Source organism: Micromonospora sp. NPDC005298, assembly GCF_040607375.1.
In the GTDB taxonomy this organism is placed as follows: Bacteria; Actinomycetota; Actinomycetes; order Mycobacteriales; family Micromonosporaceae; genus Micromonospora.
This window is the reverse complement of sequence record NZ_JBEXGP010000010.1, coordinates 55,279-72,699: the sequence shown is the minus strand read 5'-3', so window position 1 is coordinate 72,699 and position 17,421 is coordinate 55,279. Positions and strand designations below refer to the sequence as shown.

General features: G+C 73.0%; 17 protein-coding genes and 1 riboswitch. Of the genes, 6 read left to right on the top strand and 11 right to left on the bottom strand.

The genetic code is table 11. From position 1 onward, the window contains the following. Nucleotides 1-68 precede the first annotated feature (68 nt). Nucleotides 69-1,571: a 30S ribosomal protein S12 methylthiotransferase RimO gene (gene rimO, locus ABZS77_RS16925; RefSeq protein ID WP_354823467.1), complete on the bottom strand. Its 1,503-nt coding sequence runs from the start codon at nt 1,569-1,571 to the stop codon at nt 69-71. 62 nt (nt 1,572-1,633) lie between these two features. After that, complete coding sequence (locus ABZS77_RS16920) at nt 1,634-2,557, bottom strand: ornithine cyclodeaminase family protein (RefSeq protein WP_354823465.1); 924 nt, start codon at nt 2,555-2,557, stop codon at nt 1,634-1,636. Nucleotides 2,558-2,655: 98 nt separating this feature from the next. After that, nucleotides 2,656-2,722, top strand: a riboswitch (guanidine-III (ykkC-III) riboswitch). A gap of 57 nt (nt 2,723-2,779) precedes the next feature. On the opposite strand from ABZS77_RS16920, the gene ABZS77_RS16915 reads away from it, so the two are divergent. Both ABZS77_RS16915 and ABZS77_RS16910 read left to right on the top strand, forming a co-directional pair. Beyond that, a complete protein-coding gene (locus tag ABZS77_RS16915; RefSeq protein WP_354823463.1) occupies nt 2,780-3,094 on the top strand; it encodes an SMR family transporter in 315 nt (104 codons plus the stop codon). A 74-nt stretch (nt 3,095-3,168) separates the two neighbouring features. Continuing rightward, entirely contained in the window at nt 3,169-3,414 is a 246-nt protein-coding gene (locus ABZS77_RS16910) for a hypothetical protein (protein WP_354823461.1), read from the top strand. Between the two features lie 66 nt (nt 3,415-3,480). On the opposite strand, the gene ABZS77_RS16905 is transcribed toward ABZS77_RS16910, so the two are convergent. Beyond that, nucleotides 3,481-5,934, bottom strand: a complete 2,454-nt coding sequence (locus ABZS77_RS16905) for a DNA translocase FtsK (RefSeq protein ID WP_354823459.1) — start codon at nt 5,932-5,934, stop codon at nt 3,481-3,483. A 113-nt stretch (nt 5,935-6,047) separates the two neighbouring features. On the opposite strand from ABZS77_RS16905, the gene ABZS77_RS16900 reads away from it, so the two are divergent. Both ABZS77_RS16900 and ABZS77_RS16895 read left to right on the top strand, forming a co-directional pair. Further along, nucleotides 6,048-6,527 carry a YbjN domain-containing protein gene (locus tag ABZS77_RS16900; RefSeq protein ID WP_354823457.1) on the top strand — a complete coding sequence of 160 codons (480 nt, stop codon included), beginning with the start codon at nt 6,048-6,050 and terminating at the stop codon, nt 6,525-6,527. After that, nucleotides 6,524-8,095: a YbjN domain-containing protein gene (locus ABZS77_RS16895; RefSeq protein WP_354823455.1), complete on the top strand. Its 1,572-nt coding sequence runs from the start codon at nt 6,524-6,526 to the stop codon at nt 8,093-8,095. The genes ABZS77_RS16900 and ABZS77_RS16895 overlap by 4 nt, the downstream gene beginning before the upstream one ends. Nucleotides 8,096-8,157: 62 nt before the next feature. On the opposite strand, the gene ABZS77_RS16890 is transcribed toward ABZS77_RS16895, so the two are convergent. The 5 genes from ABZS77_RS16890 to ABZS77_RS16870 form a co-directional block, all read right to left on the bottom strand. Next, the gene (locus ABZS77_RS16890; RefSeq protein ID WP_354823453.1) at nt 8,158-9,846 is read right to left on the bottom strand and encodes a ribonuclease J; all 1,689 of its coding nucleotides are present in this window, start codon (nt 9,844-9,846) and stop codon (nt 8,158-8,160) included. A gap of 52 nt (nt 9,847-9,898) precedes the next feature. Further along, on the bottom strand, nt 9,899-10,825 hold the full coding sequence (gene dapA / locus ABZS77_RS16885) for a 4-hydroxy-tetrahydrodipicolinate synthase (RefSeq protein ID WP_354823451.1): 927 nt from the start codon (nt 10,823-10,825) through the stop codon (nt 9,899-9,901). 47 nt (nt 10,826-10,872) lie between these two features. Continuing rightward, complete coding sequence (gene thyX, locus ABZS77_RS16880; protein ID WP_145785820.1) at nt 10,873-11,613, bottom strand: FAD-dependent thymidylate synthase; 741 nt, start codon at nt 11,611-11,613, stop codon at nt 10,873-10,875. Nucleotides 11,614-11,754: 141 nt separating this feature from the next. Further along, nucleotides 11,755-12,345 carry a DUF2752 domain-containing protein gene (locus ABZS77_RS16875; RefSeq protein ID WP_354823449.1) on the bottom strand — a complete coding sequence of 197 codons (591 nt, stop codon included), beginning with the start codon at nt 12,343-12,345 and terminating at the stop codon, nt 11,755-11,757. Nucleotides 12,346-12,349: 4 nt separating this feature from the next. Then, a complete protein-coding gene (locus tag ABZS77_RS16870; protein ID WP_354823447.1) occupies nt 12,350-13,579 on the bottom strand; it encodes a crosslink repair DNA glycosylase YcaQ family protein in 1,230 nt (409 codons plus the stop codon). 80 nt (nt 13,580-13,659) lie between these two features. Here ABZS77_RS16870 and ABZS77_RS16865 point away from each other — a divergent pair, with 80 nt between their 5' ends. After that, entirely contained in the window at nt 13,660-14,211 is a 552-nt protein-coding gene (locus ABZS77_RS16865) for a GNAT family N-acetyltransferase (RefSeq protein ID WP_354823445.1), read from the top strand. Here ABZS77_RS16865 and ABZS77_RS16860 read toward each other — a convergent pair. Further along, on the bottom strand, nt 14,110-15,384 hold the full coding sequence (locus ABZS77_RS16860; protein ID WP_354823443.1) for a glycosyltransferase 87 family protein: 1,275 nt from the start codon (nt 15,382-15,384) through the stop codon (nt 14,110-14,112). The two genes, ABZS77_RS16865 and ABZS77_RS16860, sit on opposite strands and share 102 nt — an antisense overlap. Before the next feature lie 35 nt (nt 15,385-15,419). Here ABZS77_RS16860 and ABZS77_RS16855 point away from each other — a divergent pair, with 35 nt between their 5' ends. Further along, nucleotides 15,420-16,001 (top strand): GNAT family N-acetyltransferase, encoded by a 582-nt coding sequence (locus ABZS77_RS16855; RefSeq protein ID WP_354823441.1) that lies wholly within the window; start codon nt 15,420-15,422, stop codon nt 15,999-16,001. A gap of 54 nt (nt 16,002-16,055) precedes the next feature. Here the strand turns inward: ABZS77_RS16855 and ABZS77_RS16850 are convergent, their stop codons facing one another. Next, nucleotides 16,056-16,526, bottom strand: a complete 471-nt coding sequence (locus ABZS77_RS16850; RefSeq protein ID WP_354823439.1) for a GNAT family N-acetyltransferase — start codon at nt 16,524-16,526, stop codon at nt 16,056-16,058. Between the two features lie 67 nt (nt 16,527-16,593). Beyond that, on the bottom strand, nt 16,594-17,343 hold the full coding sequence (gene dapB / locus ABZS77_RS16845) for a 4-hydroxy-tetrahydrodipicolinate reductase (protein WP_354823437.1): 750 nt from the start codon (nt 17,341-17,343) through the stop codon (nt 16,594-16,596). Nucleotides 17,344-17,421 lie beyond the last annotated feature (78 nt).

Genomic DNA, 17,421 nt, shown 5'->3' with positions numbered 1-17,421 from the left:
CCGCTCGGGCCGCCGTGGCGTTCCCGGCACCGCACCACCTGGCTCCCCCGCTCCGCTCGGACCCGCCGTCACCGTGTTGCGCCGGGCGCCGCCGAGATCATCTCATCCGGCACGGCGAGCAGGTCCACTCCTTCGGTGCCGGTCACCGTCGCACGGACCAGATCGCCGGGGCGCAGCGCGGCCAGGTCGACGCCACCCTCGGCCGGGGCGACCAGGGTGGTGGAGCCGTCCACCTCCGGCGCCTGGTGCGCCGCCCGGCCCTCCACCACACCGTCCTCGATCGAGTCGACGAGCACCTCGACCGTCGAGCCGAGCCGGTCCTCGGCCCGCTGCGAGCACAACTCGTCGGCGAGCGCGCTGAGCCTGTCGTACCGTCGCTTGATCGTCGCGGCGGAGACCTTGCCGGGCAGCCCGGCCGCCTCGGTGCCGTCCTCGTCGCTGTAGTCGAACATGCCGATCGCGTCGAGCCGGGCCTCGGTCAGGAAGCGGACCAGCTCGTCGACGTCACCACGGGTCTCGCCGGGGAACCCGACGATGAAGTTGCTCCGCGCACCCGCCTCCGGCGCCAACTCGCGGGCGCTGGCCAGCAACTCCAGGAACCGGTCGGTGGAGCCGAAACGGCGCATCCGGCGCAGCACCGGCTCGCTGGAGTGCTGGAACGACAGGTCGAAGTACGGTGCCACGCCCGGCGTGCCGGCGATCGCCGCGACCAGCCCCGGCCGGGTCTCGGCCGGCTGGAGGTAACTCACCCGCACCCGGACGATGCCGGACACCGCCGCGAGCTGCGGCAGCAGCTTCTCCAACGCCCGGGGGTCACCCAGGTCCTTGCCGTACGAGGTGGAGTTCTCGCTGACCAGCACCAGCTCCCGTACGCCGGTCTTGGCCAGCCACTCCGCCTCGGCGAGCAGCTCGTCCGGCGTACGCGACACGAACGCCCCACGGAACGCGGGGATCGCGCAGAACGCGCAGCGGCGGTCGCACCCGCTTGCCAACTTCAGCGAGGCGACCGGGCCGGTGTCCAGCCGGTGGCGCAGCACCTGGCGCAGGTGCGCCGGGGTGTGCTCGTCGGTGTCGACGGTGGTACGCGTCACGGTGCCGTGCCCGGGCAGCGACACGCCGGTGTCACGGCGCTGCACCGGGGTCAGCGGCAGCAGCTCCCGCCGGTCCCGGGGGGTGTGCGCGGTGACCTGCTCGCCGGCCACGACCGCGTTCAGGCGGGCGGCGATGTCCGGGTAGTCGTCGAAGCTCAGCACCGCCTGCGCCTCGGGCAGGCTGTCGGCCAGCTCCCGGCCGTACCGCTCGGCCATGCAGCCCGCGGCGACCACCTTGGCGCCGGTGCCGGCGGCGGCGAGCAGGGTCTGGATGGAGTCCTGCTTGGCCTTCTCCACGAAGCCGCAGGTGTTGACGACCACCACGTCGGCGCCCTCGCCGTCGGTGGTCACCTGCCAGCCGTCGGCGTGCAGCCGGGCGGCCAGCTCCTCCGAGTCGACCTCGTTGCGGGCACAGCCCAGGGTCAGCAGGGCGACACGACGGCCCTCGGCGTTGGCATCAGGGGAGGTGGCAGACACCATCCGAGGGTACCGGGCCGGCCGGGGAGGCCGACGCACGCGTGCCAGCGCCTCCCGGGTGGCGGTCACCGCGTCGCGGCGGCCACCCGCGTCAGCCGGTCGAGCAGGAAGACCTCGGTGCCGGACAGGCCGGTGGAGCAGAAGACGGAGATCTGGTCCGCGGTGCTCCGGCCGGGGACCGCGCCGGCCAGGATGCCGCCCAGGTCCCGCAACCGCCCGGCGTACGGGGGTGTGGCGGCGAGCATCGGCGGCCGGTAGTCCGCCGCCTGGGCGGGCGAGTCGGTGACCAGCAGGTCGGCGACGTCCAGCAGGTCGGTGCCGAACTCGCTGCGATCGTGCTGTTTGAAGCCGACCGCGTTGACGTGCGTGCCGGGGCTCAGGTCGGCGGCGCGGAGCACCGGGGTCGGGCTGGTGGTGGCGAGCACCACGATGTCCCGGCCGGTCACCGCCATGCCCGGGTCGGCCACCGGGCGGGCCGGTACGCCCAGTTCGGCGTGGACGCGGGCGGCGAAGGCGTTCCGTCGGGCGGCGGAGCGGCTGTGGACCACGACCTCGCGCAGGGGTCGGACCGCGGCGGTGGCCCAGACCTGACTCCACGCCTGCCGGCCGGACCCGATCACCGCGAGGGTCGCCGCGTCGGGCCGGGCCAGCGCGTCGACGGCGACCGCGCCGAGCCCTCCGGTACGCCGGGAGCCCAGCTCCTCGCCCACGGCGACCGCCCGGATCGCCCCGGTGCCGGCGTCGTGCAGGACGACCAGTTGCTCGGCCTGCGGGTGGCCGAAGGTGTCGTACGAGCGGAAGCCGTACCACTCGTCGACGAGGTGCCCGGCGGTGAGCACCATCCGCCCGCCGGCCAGCGGGGCGGCGGCCCGGGGTGGGGCGACCAGCCGGCCGTCGTACGCGGCCAGCAGGGCGTCCCGCATGGCGTCGACCGTGGTGGCGGCGTCCAGTACGGCGGCGACCTCGGGGTCGGCGTAGAGGAGGGTCATGATTGCCATAGTGCAAGTTGAAGCGAGGTAGAGGTCAACGTGAGGTGGCGGGAGTCACCGCACCCGACGCCGGCCCGGTGCTAGCGTCGGCTCCGGTGGCCTCGGACGCTCGCGGCCGCCCCGGACGAGTGGTGGGCGTACCCGGTCAGGCCAAGACGCCCCACGTGATGTGTCGACTCGTCCCGGTGCGGGCAGCCCCGGGCACCGATCCGTGAGGTGGACATGGCCTGGCTCGTACTGGTGATCTCCGGAATGCTCGAGACGGCGTGGGCGACGGCCCTGGACCGCAGCGCCGGCCTCAGCAGACTGGTACCGACGGTGGTGTTCGTGGTGACCCTGGTGCTGAGCATGGCGGGTCTGGCGTACGCGCTGCGGGAGATCCCCGTCGGCACCGGGTACGCGGTCTGGGTGGGGATCGGCGCGGTCGGCACCGCCCTGGTCGGGATGCTGGCGCTCGGCGAGTCGGCGAGCGTGCCCCGGATCCTGTGCCTGCTGCTCGTGGTCGCGGGCGTTGTCGGCCTCAAGGTCTTCCACTGAGGAAGTACGCGTGACAGGTCCCCACGGTGGGTATTGATCGATCCGTCACGACAGGCTCTCAAACGGAGGACGACATGGCCAACATGTCCAGCACCGCCCGCCCGCGCAGCAACGCCGCCCGCATCCTCACCATCGTGGGCTTCGTCTTCGCGGTCCTCGCCCTGCTGCTCAACCCGATCATCTTCGGCGTGCTCGGCGTCATCGCGGGCATCGTCGGCGCGGTGCTCGGCGACAAGCCCCTGGGCTGGTACGCCGCCGCGGCCAGCGTCCTCGCCGCGATCATCAGCCTGGTGATCATCGGCGCGCTGATCAACAACTGACCGCACCTCGACACGGGCCCGCCGGCTGCCGGCGGGCCCGTCGCGTGTCCACGGTCGGCCGACGTGTCAGTCCACGTCGCCGCGCAGGCCGCTCAGCACGTCCTCCAGCTCGTCCGGCTTGACCAGCACGTCCCGCGCCTTGGACCCCTCCGACGGCCCCACCACGCCCCGGGTCTCCATCAGGTCCATCAGACGACCCGCCTTGGCGAAACCGACCCGCAGCTTGCGCTGGAGCATCGAGGTCGAGCCGAACTGCGAGGTGACCACCAGTTCCACCGCCTGCACCAGCAGATCCAGGTCGTCGCCGATGTCCTCGTCGATCTTCTTCTGGCTGTCCTTCGCGGGAGCCAGCACGTCCGGGCGGAACTCCGGCTCCCGCTGGTCCTTGCAGAACTTGACGACGTCGGCGATCTCCCGCTCGGTGACCCAGGCGCCCTGGATCCGCACCGGCTTCGACGCGCCCATCGGCAGGAAGAGCCCGTCACCCCGGCCGAGCAGCTTCTCCGCGCCCGGCTGGTCCAGGATGACCCGCGAGTCGGCGAGGGACGAGGTCGCGAACGCCAACCGGGACGGCACGTTCGCCTTGATCAGACCGGTCACCACGTCGACCGAGGGACGCTGCGTGGCCAGCACCAGGTGGATGCCCGCCGCCCGGGCCAGCTGGGTGATCCGGACGACCGAATCCTCCACGTCGCGGGGCGCCACCATCATCAGGTCGGCCAACTCGTCCACGATCACCAGCAGGTACGGGTACGGGCGCATCTCCCGTTCGCTGCCCGGCGGGGCCTTGATCTCGCCGTTGCGCACCTTGCGGTTGAAGTCGTCAATGTGCCGTACGCCGTTCGCGGCGAGGTCGTCGTAGCGCATGTCCATCTCGCGGACCACCCAGTCCAGCGAGTCGGCAGCCTTCTTGGCGTTCGTCACGATCGGCGTGACCAGGTGCGGGATGCCCTCGTAGCCGGTCATCTCGACCCGCTTCGGGTCGATCAGCAGCAACCGCACCTCGTCCGGAGTGGCACGGGTGAGAATGGACACCAGCAGGGTGTTGAGGCAGCTCGACTTGCCCGCGCCGGTGGCGCCGGCGATCAGGATGTGCGGCATCTTCGCCAGGTTGGCCACCACGTAGCCACCCTCGATGTCCTTGCCGAGCGCCACCACCATCGGATGGTGGTCGCTGGTCGCCGCCCGCGAACGCAGCACGTCGCCGAGCGCCACGTTCTCCGGGTCGGCGTTGGGGATCTCCACGCCGACCGCGCTCTTGCCCGGGATCGGGCTGAGGATCCGGACGTCCGGCGACTTCACGGCGTACGCGATGTTGCGGGACAACTGCGTGATCCGTTCGACCTTGACGCCGTGCCCCAGCTCCACCTCGTACCGGGTGACCGTGGGGCCACGGGTGAAGCCGGTGACCGCGGCGTCCACGTCGAACTGGTCGAACACGCCGGTGAGCGCGGCGATCACCTCGTCGTTGGCCTTGCTGCGGGTCTTCGCGGCGGCACCGGCGCTGAGCATGTTGGCCGGCGGCAGCGTGTAGTCACCGGCGAGCCCGGTCAGCGCCAACTGCTCGGCCCGCGTCGGCGGCGGCGAGTGCTCCGGCGGCTCGACCGGCTTGCGGCTGGCCGGCACCTTCGACGGCGCCTTGCGCGGCAGGACCATGGTCTCCTGGAGGTCGGCGCCCTCCAGGTCCTCGAAGTCGTCCGGGTCCACCGGAGGCGGCATCCGCTTGGCCGGTCGCTTGCGCGCCGGCCGGGCGGCCGGCTCGTCCGACTCCTCGTCGGTCTCCGGCGGCGCCACCAGCCCGCTGGCGAGCAGGCCCAGCCGCTCGGGGATCTTGTTGATGGGTGTCGCGGTGACCACGAGCAGACCGAAGAGGAGCAGCAGAACCAGCAGCGGTACGGCCACCCACGCGGTGACGGCCCGCTCCAGCAGCCCGCCCACGCCCGCCCCGACCAGGCCACCGGCGTAGTCACGCTGCACCGTGTCCGTCGGGTCCTGGCCGATCTGCAGCAGCGCGGCGGTCGACACCAGCAGCGAACCCCAGCCGATCAACCCGCGGCCCCGGTGCGCCGGGTCCGCCGGCTGACGCATCAGCCGCCACGCCCCGATCATCAACAGCACGGGTACGACAACCGAGATCGCACCCAGGAACAAGCGGATCGTGTCGGCCAGCCGCGCACCCACCGGACCCGCACCCGACAACCAGAGCGCCACGGCGCTGAGCAGGGCCAACCCGAACAGGAGCAGCCCCGCGCCGTCGCGGCGGTGCTCCGGGTCGAGGTCACGGGCCGAGGCGGCCTGCCGGCCCGCGGCGCGCACCGCCCAGCCCATCCCGTGCGCCACGCCCATCCACAGTGCACCCACGGCCCGGCCGACGTAGACCGCCGGACCCGGCCGGGCGGCCGTGGTGCGGCGACGGACCGGAGCCCTGGTCTTCTTCGCCGGTTGACGGGCACGGCTGTTGGTGCCACCGCGCGGCGACGCGCCGCGTCGCCGGCTCGCCTGAGAGGTACGGCCCGCCATAGAGTCACGGTAACGGCGGGACCCGGCAGATCGCCGCTTTTCCGGGTCGTGTCCGCGCGTCGCAGCACGGACCGCGCCGCCGGTCGTGATATCCGCCTCAGAAGGGATGCCCGATGGCGTCGCCGGGACTCGAGGACGGTCCGGACAATCCGCTTGCCGGGCACCCCGATGTGTTGCGCCCGCTGACCGACGAACTGGTCGCCGCGGTGCTCGCCGCGCGCGGTCGAGCGGTCGGGCGGGCGGTGGACGGCGACCTGGTGGGCCGCTTCGACGACAACCTGATCTGGTTCCTGCGCCTGGGCGCCGACGGCGAACTGCTCCAGGTCCGCACGATGGTCACGCCCACCTTCGGGATCGAACGGGTGCCGGAGCTGTACGCCTTCTGCAACTCGTGGAACCACGACCGGCTCTGGCCCAAGGCGTTCGTGCACGTCGACGACGCCGGCCGGGCGCGGGTCTACGGCGAGGTGATCACCGACCTGGAGCGTGGGGTGACCCCGCACCAGCTCGACCAACTGCTCGACTGTGGCATCTCGGCCGGCTGCCAACTCGCCGTCGCCGTCGCGCGGCTGCCGGGCGCGGTGCCGGCGTGACCATCCACCGCGACCCGGCGCTGGCGAGCGCGCTCGCCGACGCGAGGGACCTGCCCGACGGACCGGACCGGCTGCTCGCCCTCGAACGGCTCGCCGAGCGGGCCGACGCCGCCGGGGACCTCCGGTCCGCTCTGGACGCCCGGTTCGCGCTCGTCGAGGCGTACCTGCTGCACGGCGAACGGTGGCGGCTGGTCGAGCCGGTACGCCGGTGCCGGGCCGCCGCCGACTACCGGCCCGAACTGCTCACCGACGACGAGGGCCGGCTGCTGCTACGCCTTCAGCGGTACGCCGTGGAGGCGCTGCTCGGCACCCCCCGGGTGGGACTGGACCAGACCCGGTCCCTCCTGGACGACCTGGCCCACCGGGTCGGTGCGGACGGTCCCGACGCGCCCACAGTCGCGGAGCTGCGCTGCCGGATCGCCGACCACCTCGGCGACGAGCCCACCGCCCGCCACTGGTACCAGCGGTGGGCCGGCACGGTCGGCGGGCCGTCCGGCGGATGCCCGGGCTGCGCGCCGGCCCGCCGCGCGGAGCTGCTCGCCGGCTGGGGAGAGTGGCGGGCCGCGCTGGCCGAGCTGACCGAGCCCACCGGCGACGCGGTCGACTGCACGGACCAGCCCGAGCGGGCGCTGGTGGCCGGACTGCTGCCCGAGCTGCGCGTCGGGGAACCGGAGCGGGCCGCCGTGGCGCACGTGCGGGCGTACCGGCGGCACCGGCGCGAACGGACGGCGTTCCCGTACCTCGCCGCGCACCTGCGGTTCTGTGCCCTGGGCGGGCACCTGGAACGCGGACTGGCCATCCTGGCCGAGCAGCTGCCCCGACTGGACCGGCCCACCGACGACCTCGCCGCGATGGAGTTCGCCGCCGCCGGCGCGCTGGTCTGCGCGGTGGCCGTCGAGGCCGGTCTCGGCGTACGCACGGTGCCCCGACCGGCGTACGGCGGGCGCCCGGCCACCGACCTCGACGTCGCCACCCTCGGTGCCCTGCTGCTGGCGATCGCCAACGAGCTGGCCGGCAGCTTCGACGCCCGCAACGGCACCGGCCACCACTCCGGCCGGATGGCCGCCTGGCTGGCCGAGCGTCCCACCGCGGCTGCGGTGCCCCTGCCCGCCGCCGACGCCGAGCCCGCCGCCGACGCCGAGCCCGCCGCCGAGGACGCACGCGAACTGGCGACGCTGTCCATCGACATGATCACCGCCGCGCTGGACCGACGCGGGGACCGATACGTCGTGGACGAGGGCGCCACGGTGGTCGGCCGCTGGGGCGCCGTCACGATCCAGTTCCGGCGGGCCGGCGAACGCGGCGAGGTGCTGCACGCCCGCGCCATGGCCGCCCGCCGGCTGCCCGCGACCCGCCGCGCCGAGGCGTACGCCTTCTGCAACGCCTGGAACCACGACCGGCTGCTGCCCAAGGCGTACGCGCACGACCTCGGTGAGGAGCTGGTGCTGGCCGGGGACGTGGCCACCGACCTGGCGCACGGGGTGGCCCCGGAGCAGCTCACGGTGCTGGTGGACGCCGCCATCGCCACCGGCGTGGCCTACGCCGAGGCGGTCGCCGCGCTGCCCTGACGCCTACGAACGGGTACTGCCGGCCCACCCCGTCGGGGTGGACCGGCAGTGGCGGGACCTGCTCAGACCTCGACGACGGTGGGGACGATCATCGGGCGGCGACGGTACGCGTCGTTCACCCACCGCCCCACGGTGCGCCGGACGATCTGCTGGAGCTGGTGCGGGTCGGTGATGCCGTCCGCCGCCGCCCGGTTCAGCGCCTCGGTGACCAGCGGGATCACCGGGTTGAACGCCTCCGGGTCCTCGGAGAAGCCCTTCGCGGACAGCGTCGGACCGGCGACCACCTTGCCGGTGACCGAGTCGACGACCACGGTGGTGGCGATGAAGCCGCCGTCGCCGAGGATCCGCCGCTCGGTGAGCAGCGACTCGCTGACGTCGCCCACGGCGAGGCCGTCGACGTAGACGTACCGGCTCTTCACGTGCCCCACCAGGCTGGCGCGGCCCTCGACCAGGTCGATCACGTCGCCGTCCTCGCAGATCACCACCCGGTCGGGGGCCACCCCCGACTCGATGCCGAGGCGGGCGTGCGCGCGCAGGTGCCGCCACTCGCCGTGCACCGGCATCAGGTTGCTGGGCCGGACCACGTTGAGCAGGTAGAGCAGCTCGCCGGCCGGGGCGTGCCCGGAGACGTGGACCTTGGCCACGTCCTTGTGCACGACCACCGCGCCGGCCCGGGCCAGCCGGTTGATCACCCGGTAGACCGAGGTCTCGTTACCGGGCACCAGCGAGGACGCCAGCACGACCGTGTCGCCGGGGGCGATGGTGATGTGCCGGTGGTCGCCGCTGGCCATCCGGCCCAGCGCGCTCATCGGCTCACCCTGGGAACCGGTGGACATCAGCACGATCTGGTCCGGCGGCAGCGTGGTCGCCTCGTCGATGCTGATGACCAGGCCGGCCGGGATGTTGAGCAGGCCCAGGTCCCGGGCGATGCCCATGTTGCGGACCATGGACCGGCCGATCAGCGCGACCTTGCGGCCGTGCTCGGCCGCCGAGTCGAAGACCTGCTGCACCCGGTGCACGTGCGACGCGAAGGACGCCACGATGATCCGGCCCTTGGCCTTCGCGAAGATCGAGTCGAGCACCGGCCCGATCTCCCGCTCCGGGGTGACGAAGCCGGGGATCTCCGCGTTCGTGGAGTCGGACAGCAGCAGGTCGACACCTTCGGCGCCGAGCCGGGCGAACCCGGCCAGGTCGGTGATCCGGCCGTCCAGCGGAAGCTGGTCCATCTTGAAGTCGCCGGTGTGCAGCACCAGACCGGCCGGGGTGCGGATGGCGACCGCGAGCGCGTCCGGGATGGAGTGGTTGACCGCGAAGAACTCGCACTCGAACGGGCCCAGCCGCTCCCGGCCGCCCTCGCGAACGGTGAGCGTGTACGGCTGGATGCGCCGCTCGGCGAGCTTCGCCTCGACCAGGGCGAGGGTGAACTGTGAGCCGACCAGGGGGATGTCGGGCTTGTGGGCGAGCAGGTACGGCACCGCGCCGATGTGGTCCTCGTGGCCGTGGGTCAGCACGATCGCCTGGACGTCGGCCAGCCGGTCCAGGATCGGACCGAAGTCGGGCAGGATCAGGTCCACGCCCGGCTGCTCGACGTCGGGGAAGAGCACCCCGCAGTCGACGATCAGCAGCTTGCCGTCGTACTCGAAGACGGTCATGTTCCGACCGATGGCGCCGAGCCCGCCGAGCGGGATGATCCGCAAACCACCTTCCGGCAGCGGCGGGGGCAGTTCCGCCTCGATGTGCGCCTCGGTCACGCGTCCACCTCATTCTGCGACGCCGTCACTCGGCGCCCATCGTGTCGTTCGTTCATTCGGGCAGCTCCAGGCCCGCTGCCGCGAAGTCCGCGCGCAGCTGGGCGATCTCGTCGTCGGTGGCGTCCACGAGCGGGGGTCGCACCGGGCCGGCCGGCAGGCCCAGTGACGCCAGGCCCGCCTTCACCAGGATGGTGCCCTGGGTACGGAAGATGCCGGTGAACAGCGGCAGCAGCCGCCGGTGCAGCGCCAGCGCGGCAGGCATGTCCCCCGCGTCGTACGCCTCGATCATCTGTGCGGTCAGCGCCCCGGTGAAGTGCGTCGAGGTGCCGACCACGCCCACACAGCCGACGGCCAGCGCCGGCAGGGTGAGGGCGTCATCGCCGCTGTAGAAGGCGAGAGCGGTGCGGCTGGTGACCCAGCTGGTCGCGGTCAGGTCGTTCTTGGCGTCCTTGACCGCGACGATCCGGCCGTGCTCGGCGAGCCGGACCAGCGTCTCGGTGTCGATCGGCACGCCGGAGCGGTGCGGGATGTCGTACAGCATCACCGGCAGGCCGGTGGCGTCGGCCACCGCGGTGAAGTGTCGCAGCAACCCGCTCTGCGGCGGCTTGTTGTAGTACGGGGTGACCACCAGCAGGCCGTGCGCGCCCGCCTTCTCGGCGGCGGCGGCCAGCTCGATGGTGTGCCGGGTGTCGTTGGTGCCGACCCCGGCGACCACCTTGGCGCGGTCGCCGACGGCCTCCACCACGGCCCGGATCAGGCGTTCCTTCTCCGCGTCGGTGGTGGTCGGCGACTCACCGGTGGTGCCGTTGACCACCAGCGCGTCGTTGCCCTGCTCGTCGACCAGGTGGTTCGCCAGTCGGGCGACGCCGTCGAGGTCGAGGGAGCCGTCGGGGGTGAACGGGGTCACCATGGCGGTGATCAGCCGGCCGAAGGGACGGGACGCCGGTCGGGCCGAAGCGTCAGGGTGGTCGTGCGTCATACCCTCCAACCTAGCGGACGACCAGCCGGGGCCCGCCGGGGAAGGGCTCAGGACGCCTCGTGCGGGCTGGCCGCCACTTCGGTGCCGTCCGGCAGCGTGGAGATCACGAAGTCGGCGAACACGTTCGGGGCGACCCCCTGGAGCTGGCGCAGGCACTCCACGGCCAGCTCACGGATCTCCACGTCGGCGTGCTCGGTGGCCCGCATGGCGACGAAGTGCCGCCAGGCCCGGTAGTTGCCGGTGACCACGATCCGGGTCTCGGTGGCGTTGGGCAGCACCGCGCGGGCCGCCTGCCGGGCCTGCTTGCGGCGCAGGGTCGGGTTGGGCTCGTCGGAGAACCGCTGCTCCAGGCCCTCCAGCAGCTCGGTGTACGCCCGCACGCTCGCCTCGGCGGCCTCGGTGAACTTCTTGTGCAGCTCCGGGTCGTCGGCGATGACCGCCGGCTCGACCATGGCCGCGTCCCGCTCGGGCACGTACCGCTGCGAGAGCTGGGAGTACGAGAAGTGCCGGTGCCGGATCAGCTCGTGGGTGAACGAGCGGGACACGCCGGTGAAGTAGAAGGTGACCGACCCGTGCTCCAGCACGCTGAGGTGGCCGACCTCGAGGATGTGCGCCAGGTAGCCGGCGTTGGTGGCGGTCGCCGGGTTCGGCTTCTTCCACGACTGGTAGCAGGCCCGGCCGGCGAACTCGGCGAGCGCCTGGCCACCCTCCGCGTCGGTCGACCACGGCACGTCGTCCGGGGCCGCGAACTGGGTCCACGCGATCAACTTGACCTGGGGCTGCACCATCTCCGGCATTCCTGGGACTGTAGTGGCGCGGCACCTCCCGGCCCAACTCAGGCACGCCCGCTGCAATGTCGATCACTCGGTCCGGAGGCGCTCCCCAGCCTCGGTGCCGGGTGGGGCGGACGAGCGGCGGGTGTGGAGGGCTCAGACGTAGAGCGACGTGAACGGCGCCCAGGGCAGGTTGCGCAGCACCGAGAAGGCGAGCCACGCGGCCAGGAAACCGCCGATGACCCTGGAGCTGATCCGCAGCTCCGGCATCCGCCAACCGAACGCCTGGTTTCCCGCCCACGCCACGAAGAGGTACGCGAGGAACGGCAGCGCGAAGACGAACAGGAAGTGGTGTCGGGCGGCCGCCGGCAGGTCGCCGTGCAGCACGTACCAGAGCGCGCGGGTGCCACCGCAGCCCGGGCAGTCCAGGCCGGTGGTCAGCTTGAGCAGGCAGGTCGGCGCGGCGTCCGGATCGGCGTACGTCGGGTTGCTGAGCAGCGCGTAGCCCATGCCGGCGGCGACGCAGCCGACTGCCGCCAGGGGCACCGCCCACCGGGGCGAACGCTCGTAGAGCCGCAACACGAAACGGGTGAGCCGGTCCGGTTCGGGTGCCGGGTAACCACCCGGCGGGGGCGTCGGCCAACCCGTCGGGCCGGCCGCCTCGGGGTCTGCGGCACCGACCGGCACCGTGTGGACCGCACCCGGTGCGGGCTGCGGCTGGTCGACCGGTCCCGGAACGCTCGTCACGCGCTCACGGTACACCCGACACGCCGGCCAACGCGGCGGCCAGCGGACCGGCCAGGTCACCGGCGGCGGGCGGCGCCACCGCGTCCAGGCCGAGCCAGCCGGCGAGCCGGTACAGCTCGGCGGCGAGCGCCACAGCGGTCTCCCCCGCGTCCGCGCCCGGTTCGAGCCAGGCGGCCGGGACCAGCAGCACCCCGGCCCGGCGGTCGGCCTTCAGGTCGACCCGGGCGGTGAACCGGTCCCCCTGGAGGAACGGCAGCACGTAGTAGCCGTAGACCCGCTGCGGCGCCGGAACGTAGATCTCGATCCGGTAGCTGAAGTCGAAGAGCCGTTCCGTGCGGGCCCGTTCCCAGATCAGCGGGTCGAACGGGCTGACCAGCGTGTTGGCCCGGATCCAGCGGGGCAGCCGCGCGGACGCGTGCAGCCACGCCGGATGCCGCCAGCCCGCCACGGTGACCGGCACCAGCTCACCGACCTCGGCGAGCTCCGCGACGGCCTGCCGGGCGCCGGCCAGTGGCAGCCGGAAGTAGTCGCGCAGCTCCGGCTCGGCGGCCACCCCCAGCGACCGCGCGGCGAGGGCGACGAGCGTGCGGTACGCCTCGGCGTCGGTCGGGGTCGGCGCGTCGAGCACGGCGGCCGGCAGCACCCGCTCGGGCAGGTCGTACCGGCGGGCGAACGAGGTGCTGCGCTCGGCGGCGGTCACCTCGCCGGCCCAGAACAGGAACTCCAGCGCCCGCTTGACCGCCGACCAGTTCCAGCCCCAGTTGCCGGTCTCGCGGGGCGCGTCGTGCTCGATCTCGGCGGCGGTCAGCGGACCCCGGGCGGCCACCTCGTCCCGCACCCAGGCGACCAGCTCCGGCTGCTCCTGGGCGATGCGCCGCATGCCGCCCCAGGATTCGCTGTGCGCCCGGGCCATCCGCCAGCGCAGCATCGGATGCAGCCCGACCGGGACGAGTGACGCCTCGTGGCCCCAGTATTCGAACAGCTCCCGGGGGCGGCGGTAGGCGGCCTGGTCGAGCAGCGTCGTCGGGTAGGGGCCGAGCCGGCTGTACAGCGGCAGGTAGTGCGCGCGTTGCAGCACGTTCACCGAATCCATCTGGATGAGCGCGACCCGGTCGAGCACCCGGCGCAGATGGCGGCGGGTGGGCACGCCGGTCGGCGCCGGGTCGGCGAAGCCCTGGGCGGCCAGCGCCACCCGGCGGGCCTGGGCGAGCGAGAGTGATTCCGGAGCGGCCATCGTCGGCGACCTTAATTCATGGGTACGACGCCGGTGCGGGAAGCTGGACTCGGACCGTCATCGGGGCATAGAACGGTGCAATGCTGACCATCCGCCGGGAGGAGCCGGACGACGCCGAGGCGGTCGCCCGGGTGCACGTGCACGGCTGGCAGGCGGGCTACGCCGGTTTCATGCCGGACGAGGTGCTCGGGCGACTCAACGTGGCGGCCTGGGCGCAGCGCCGCCGCGACGTGGGCACGGCCGATCCGGAACACCCCTTCACCACCCTGCTCGGTGAGGTGGACGGCCTGGTCGTCGGCTTCACCACCTTCGGGCCGTACCGCCGCGACCAGGACCGCGACGACCTGGACCCGACAGTCGGCGAGGTGCTGGCGCTCTACGTGGAGCCGGCGTTCTGGGGTGACGGGACGGCCACCGCGCTGCTCGACGCGGCCCGCGCCGCGCTCAGCGAGCGGAGCTGGACCGGCTACCGGGCGTGGGTGCTCGCGGACAACAGGCGGGCCCGCCGGTTCTGCGAACGGGCCGGCCTGTCACCGGACGGTGAGCGGTCGACCTACCAGGTGCCGCTCGCCGGCGGGCGCGGGCCGGTCGGGCTGGTCGAGCTGCGGTACGCCGGACGTCTCGACGACTGACCCGCCCGGCGTCAGCCAGCGGCGGATCGGCAGGAACGCCAGCAGCGCCAGGCTGATCCAGACGTAGGCGTTGCTGCCCAGGAAACCGTCGACGCCTGTGAAGTCCTTCTCCCAGACCCACACGGTCCGGCTGATCAGCAGCACGTACCCGATGGTCGCGGCGACCAGCAGGACGCGCCGGCGGCGGCCGGCGGGCGCGGCCATCGCGTTGTCGACGAGCAGGATCAGCGCGGGCAGCAGCCAGACCAGGTGGTGCACCCAGGTGACCGGGCTGACCAGGCACATCACCGCGCCGGTCAGCGCCAGGCCGGTCACCTCGTCACCGGCGGCGACGGCCGCCCGGGACCGCCACGCCCACAGCGCCAGGGTGCCGAGCACGAGCAGCAGCCACAGCAGGGTGCTCGGGTGTTGCGGGTCGAGCCGGGCGACCACCCCGCGCAGCGACTGGTTGGACACGAAGGCCAACTGCCCCACCCGGCCGGTGTTCCACAGCGCCTCGGTCCAGAACTCCCGGGACGCGTCCGGGAACAGCGCGGCGGCCAGCACCGTGACGCCGGCGGCCGTACCGCTGGCCGTCAGCGCCGCGCGCCACCGCCCGGTGACCAGCAGGTAGACGATGAAGATGCCGGGCGTCAGTTTGATCGCGGTGGCCAGACCGATGCCCACCCCCGCCCACCGGTTGCCCGTCGGCAGCAGCCGCAGCAGGTCCACCGCCACCAGGAACAGCAGCAGCGTGTTGACCTGCCCGAAGTTGATGGTCTCGCGCATCGGTTCGAACGCGGCGGCCAGGCAGAGCGCCACGGCGAGGGCGAACCACCGGGTCCAGCCGGCGCGCCGGGCGATCGGGTCGACCAACCACCAGACCAGGACCGTGGTCGTGACCACGCTGGCCAGCACGCTCACCACGATCGCGGCCGTCCACGGCAGGTACGCCATCGGCAGCATGACGAGCGCGGCGAACGGCGGATAGGTGAAGCCGTACTGGGTGTTCGGCTTCAGGTAGTCGTAGATCTCCCCGCCGTCGTGCACCCACCACGTCAACGCGCCGTAGTAGACCTTCAGGTCGAAGAAGCCGTGCCGTACGGCCGCGACGGCGAGGAACGCGGTGACCGCCGCGGCGAGCACCACCACCCCGACGACCTGCGCGGTCGTCCTGTTGGCACCCTGCGCCACCGTCGCCTCCCTCGCCCTGCGTAGGCTTCCGTCCCATGGCTCTCGGGTACGTCCGCCCGGCGCGTCCCGAGGACGCCGGCGAGATCGCACGCATCCAGCTCGCGACCTGGCGGGTCGCGTACCGCCGGATCCTTCCTCGGCACGTCCTCGACAACCTGGACGAGGCGTTCCTCGCGCGGCGGTGGAGCGCCGCGGTGCTGGAGCCGCCGTCGGCCGCGCACCGGGTGCTGGTCGCCGTCGAACAGGCCGAGCAATCGTATCTGGTGGGTTTCGCCGCCTCCGGCCCGGCCGACGCCGAGGCGCTCGCTCCGGGTGAGCCGGCCGACGCGCTCGGCCCGGACGTGGCGGCCGTGACCGACCTGCTTGTCGAGCCGCGCTGGGGCCGGCGGGGGCACGGCAGTCGACTGCTCGCCGCGGCTGTCGACCTGTGGCGTGAGGACGGCCTGAGCCGCGCGGTGGCCTGGGCGTTCGAGGGTGACGAGGCGACCCGGAAGTTCCTGACCAGCACCGGCTGGGAACCCGACGGCGCGGCCCGGGCGCTCGACGTCGACGACATGCTGGTGCCGCAGGTGCGCCTGCACGTGGCCGTGCCGGCCGAGAAGGTCCCGACCGAGTGACGGGTGCGGAGATGTGCGCATTGTGTCGCGACGGGAAGTGCGTGATCGCGGGGGTCAGCGGGTGAGTTCGGCGATCAGCTCGTCGTCGTCCACGGCACCCGTGGGGTGGAAGCCGAGAGACTCGTAGAGGGTCGCGGCCGCGGTGTTGTCGGGGTGGTACGAGAGGCGGACCGGGGGATCGCCGGGTCGGGCCGCCAGCCACGGGGCCAGCGTCCGCACGGTGGCCCGGCCGACGCCCCGGCCCTGCTCGGCCTCGTCGATCAGCATCCCACCGATCCAGTGCGAGCCGTCGTCGTCCACGCCCCACATGACATGGCCGACGACGGTCTCGTCGGCGTACACCGCGAGCGACGTCCACACCTCGGAGCGCATGCTGAGCAGCAGGTAACGCGCCCCAAGCGCGGCCACGAACCGGCGCTGGTCGTCGCGCGGGGCGACGTCGGCCACCGCCCGCCAGTTGTCGTCGTCGACCGGCCGCAGCGTCACTCGCCGCCCGCCCCGGTCACCATGTCCACCATCGATCACCGGGGCAGCCTAGGGACAGCCAGGTCCGCGCCGCGACCAGGTTTCACCCGGGAGGAATCCCGCCCGGTCAGTCGAGCAGGGCGTCCAGGCCGACGGTGAGGCCGGGGCGGTCGCGCACCGCGCGGACGGCCAGCAGCACACCCGGCATGAACGACACCCGGTCGTACGAGTCGTGCCGGATCGTCAACGTCTCCCCCGTGGTGCCGAACAGCACCTCCTGGTGGGCGACCAGACCGGTGGCGCGGACGGCGTGCACGCGTACCCCGTCGATGTCGGCGCCGCGCGCGCCCGGCGCCTCGTCCCTGGTGGCGTCCGGCACCGGGCCGAGGCCGGCGTCGGCGCGGGCCTGGGCGATCTGTCGGGCGGTGTGCGTGGCCGTGCCGCTCGGCGCGTCCAGCTTGCGCGGGTGGTGCTGCTCGATGATCTCGACGGACTCGAAGTGTCGGGCGGCCCGCGCGGCGAACTGCATCATCAGCACCGCGCCGATACCGAAGTTCGGGGCGATGACCACGCCCACCCCGGGCTTGTCGGACAGCCAGCCGCGTACCTGCTCCAGCCGCTGCCCGGTGAAGCCGGTCGTGCCGACCACCGCGCTGATGCCCTGCTCGACGCACCAGCGGAGGTTGTCCATGACGACGTCCGGGGTGGTGAAGTCGACGACCACGTCGGCGCCGGAGACGGCGGAGCGGCTGTCGCCCTGGTCGATCGACGCCGCCAGGGTGAGATCGTCGGCGGCGTCGACCGCCTTGCAGACCTCCATGCCCATCCGGCCACGCGCACCGAAAACGCCGACCCGGGTCTTCTCCTGCTCAGTCACGGGGCACAACCTATCCCAATCGGGACGTGCCCCAGTCGTCGGAGCCGGTCGGCTCCACCGACCGGGACGCGCCGCCGG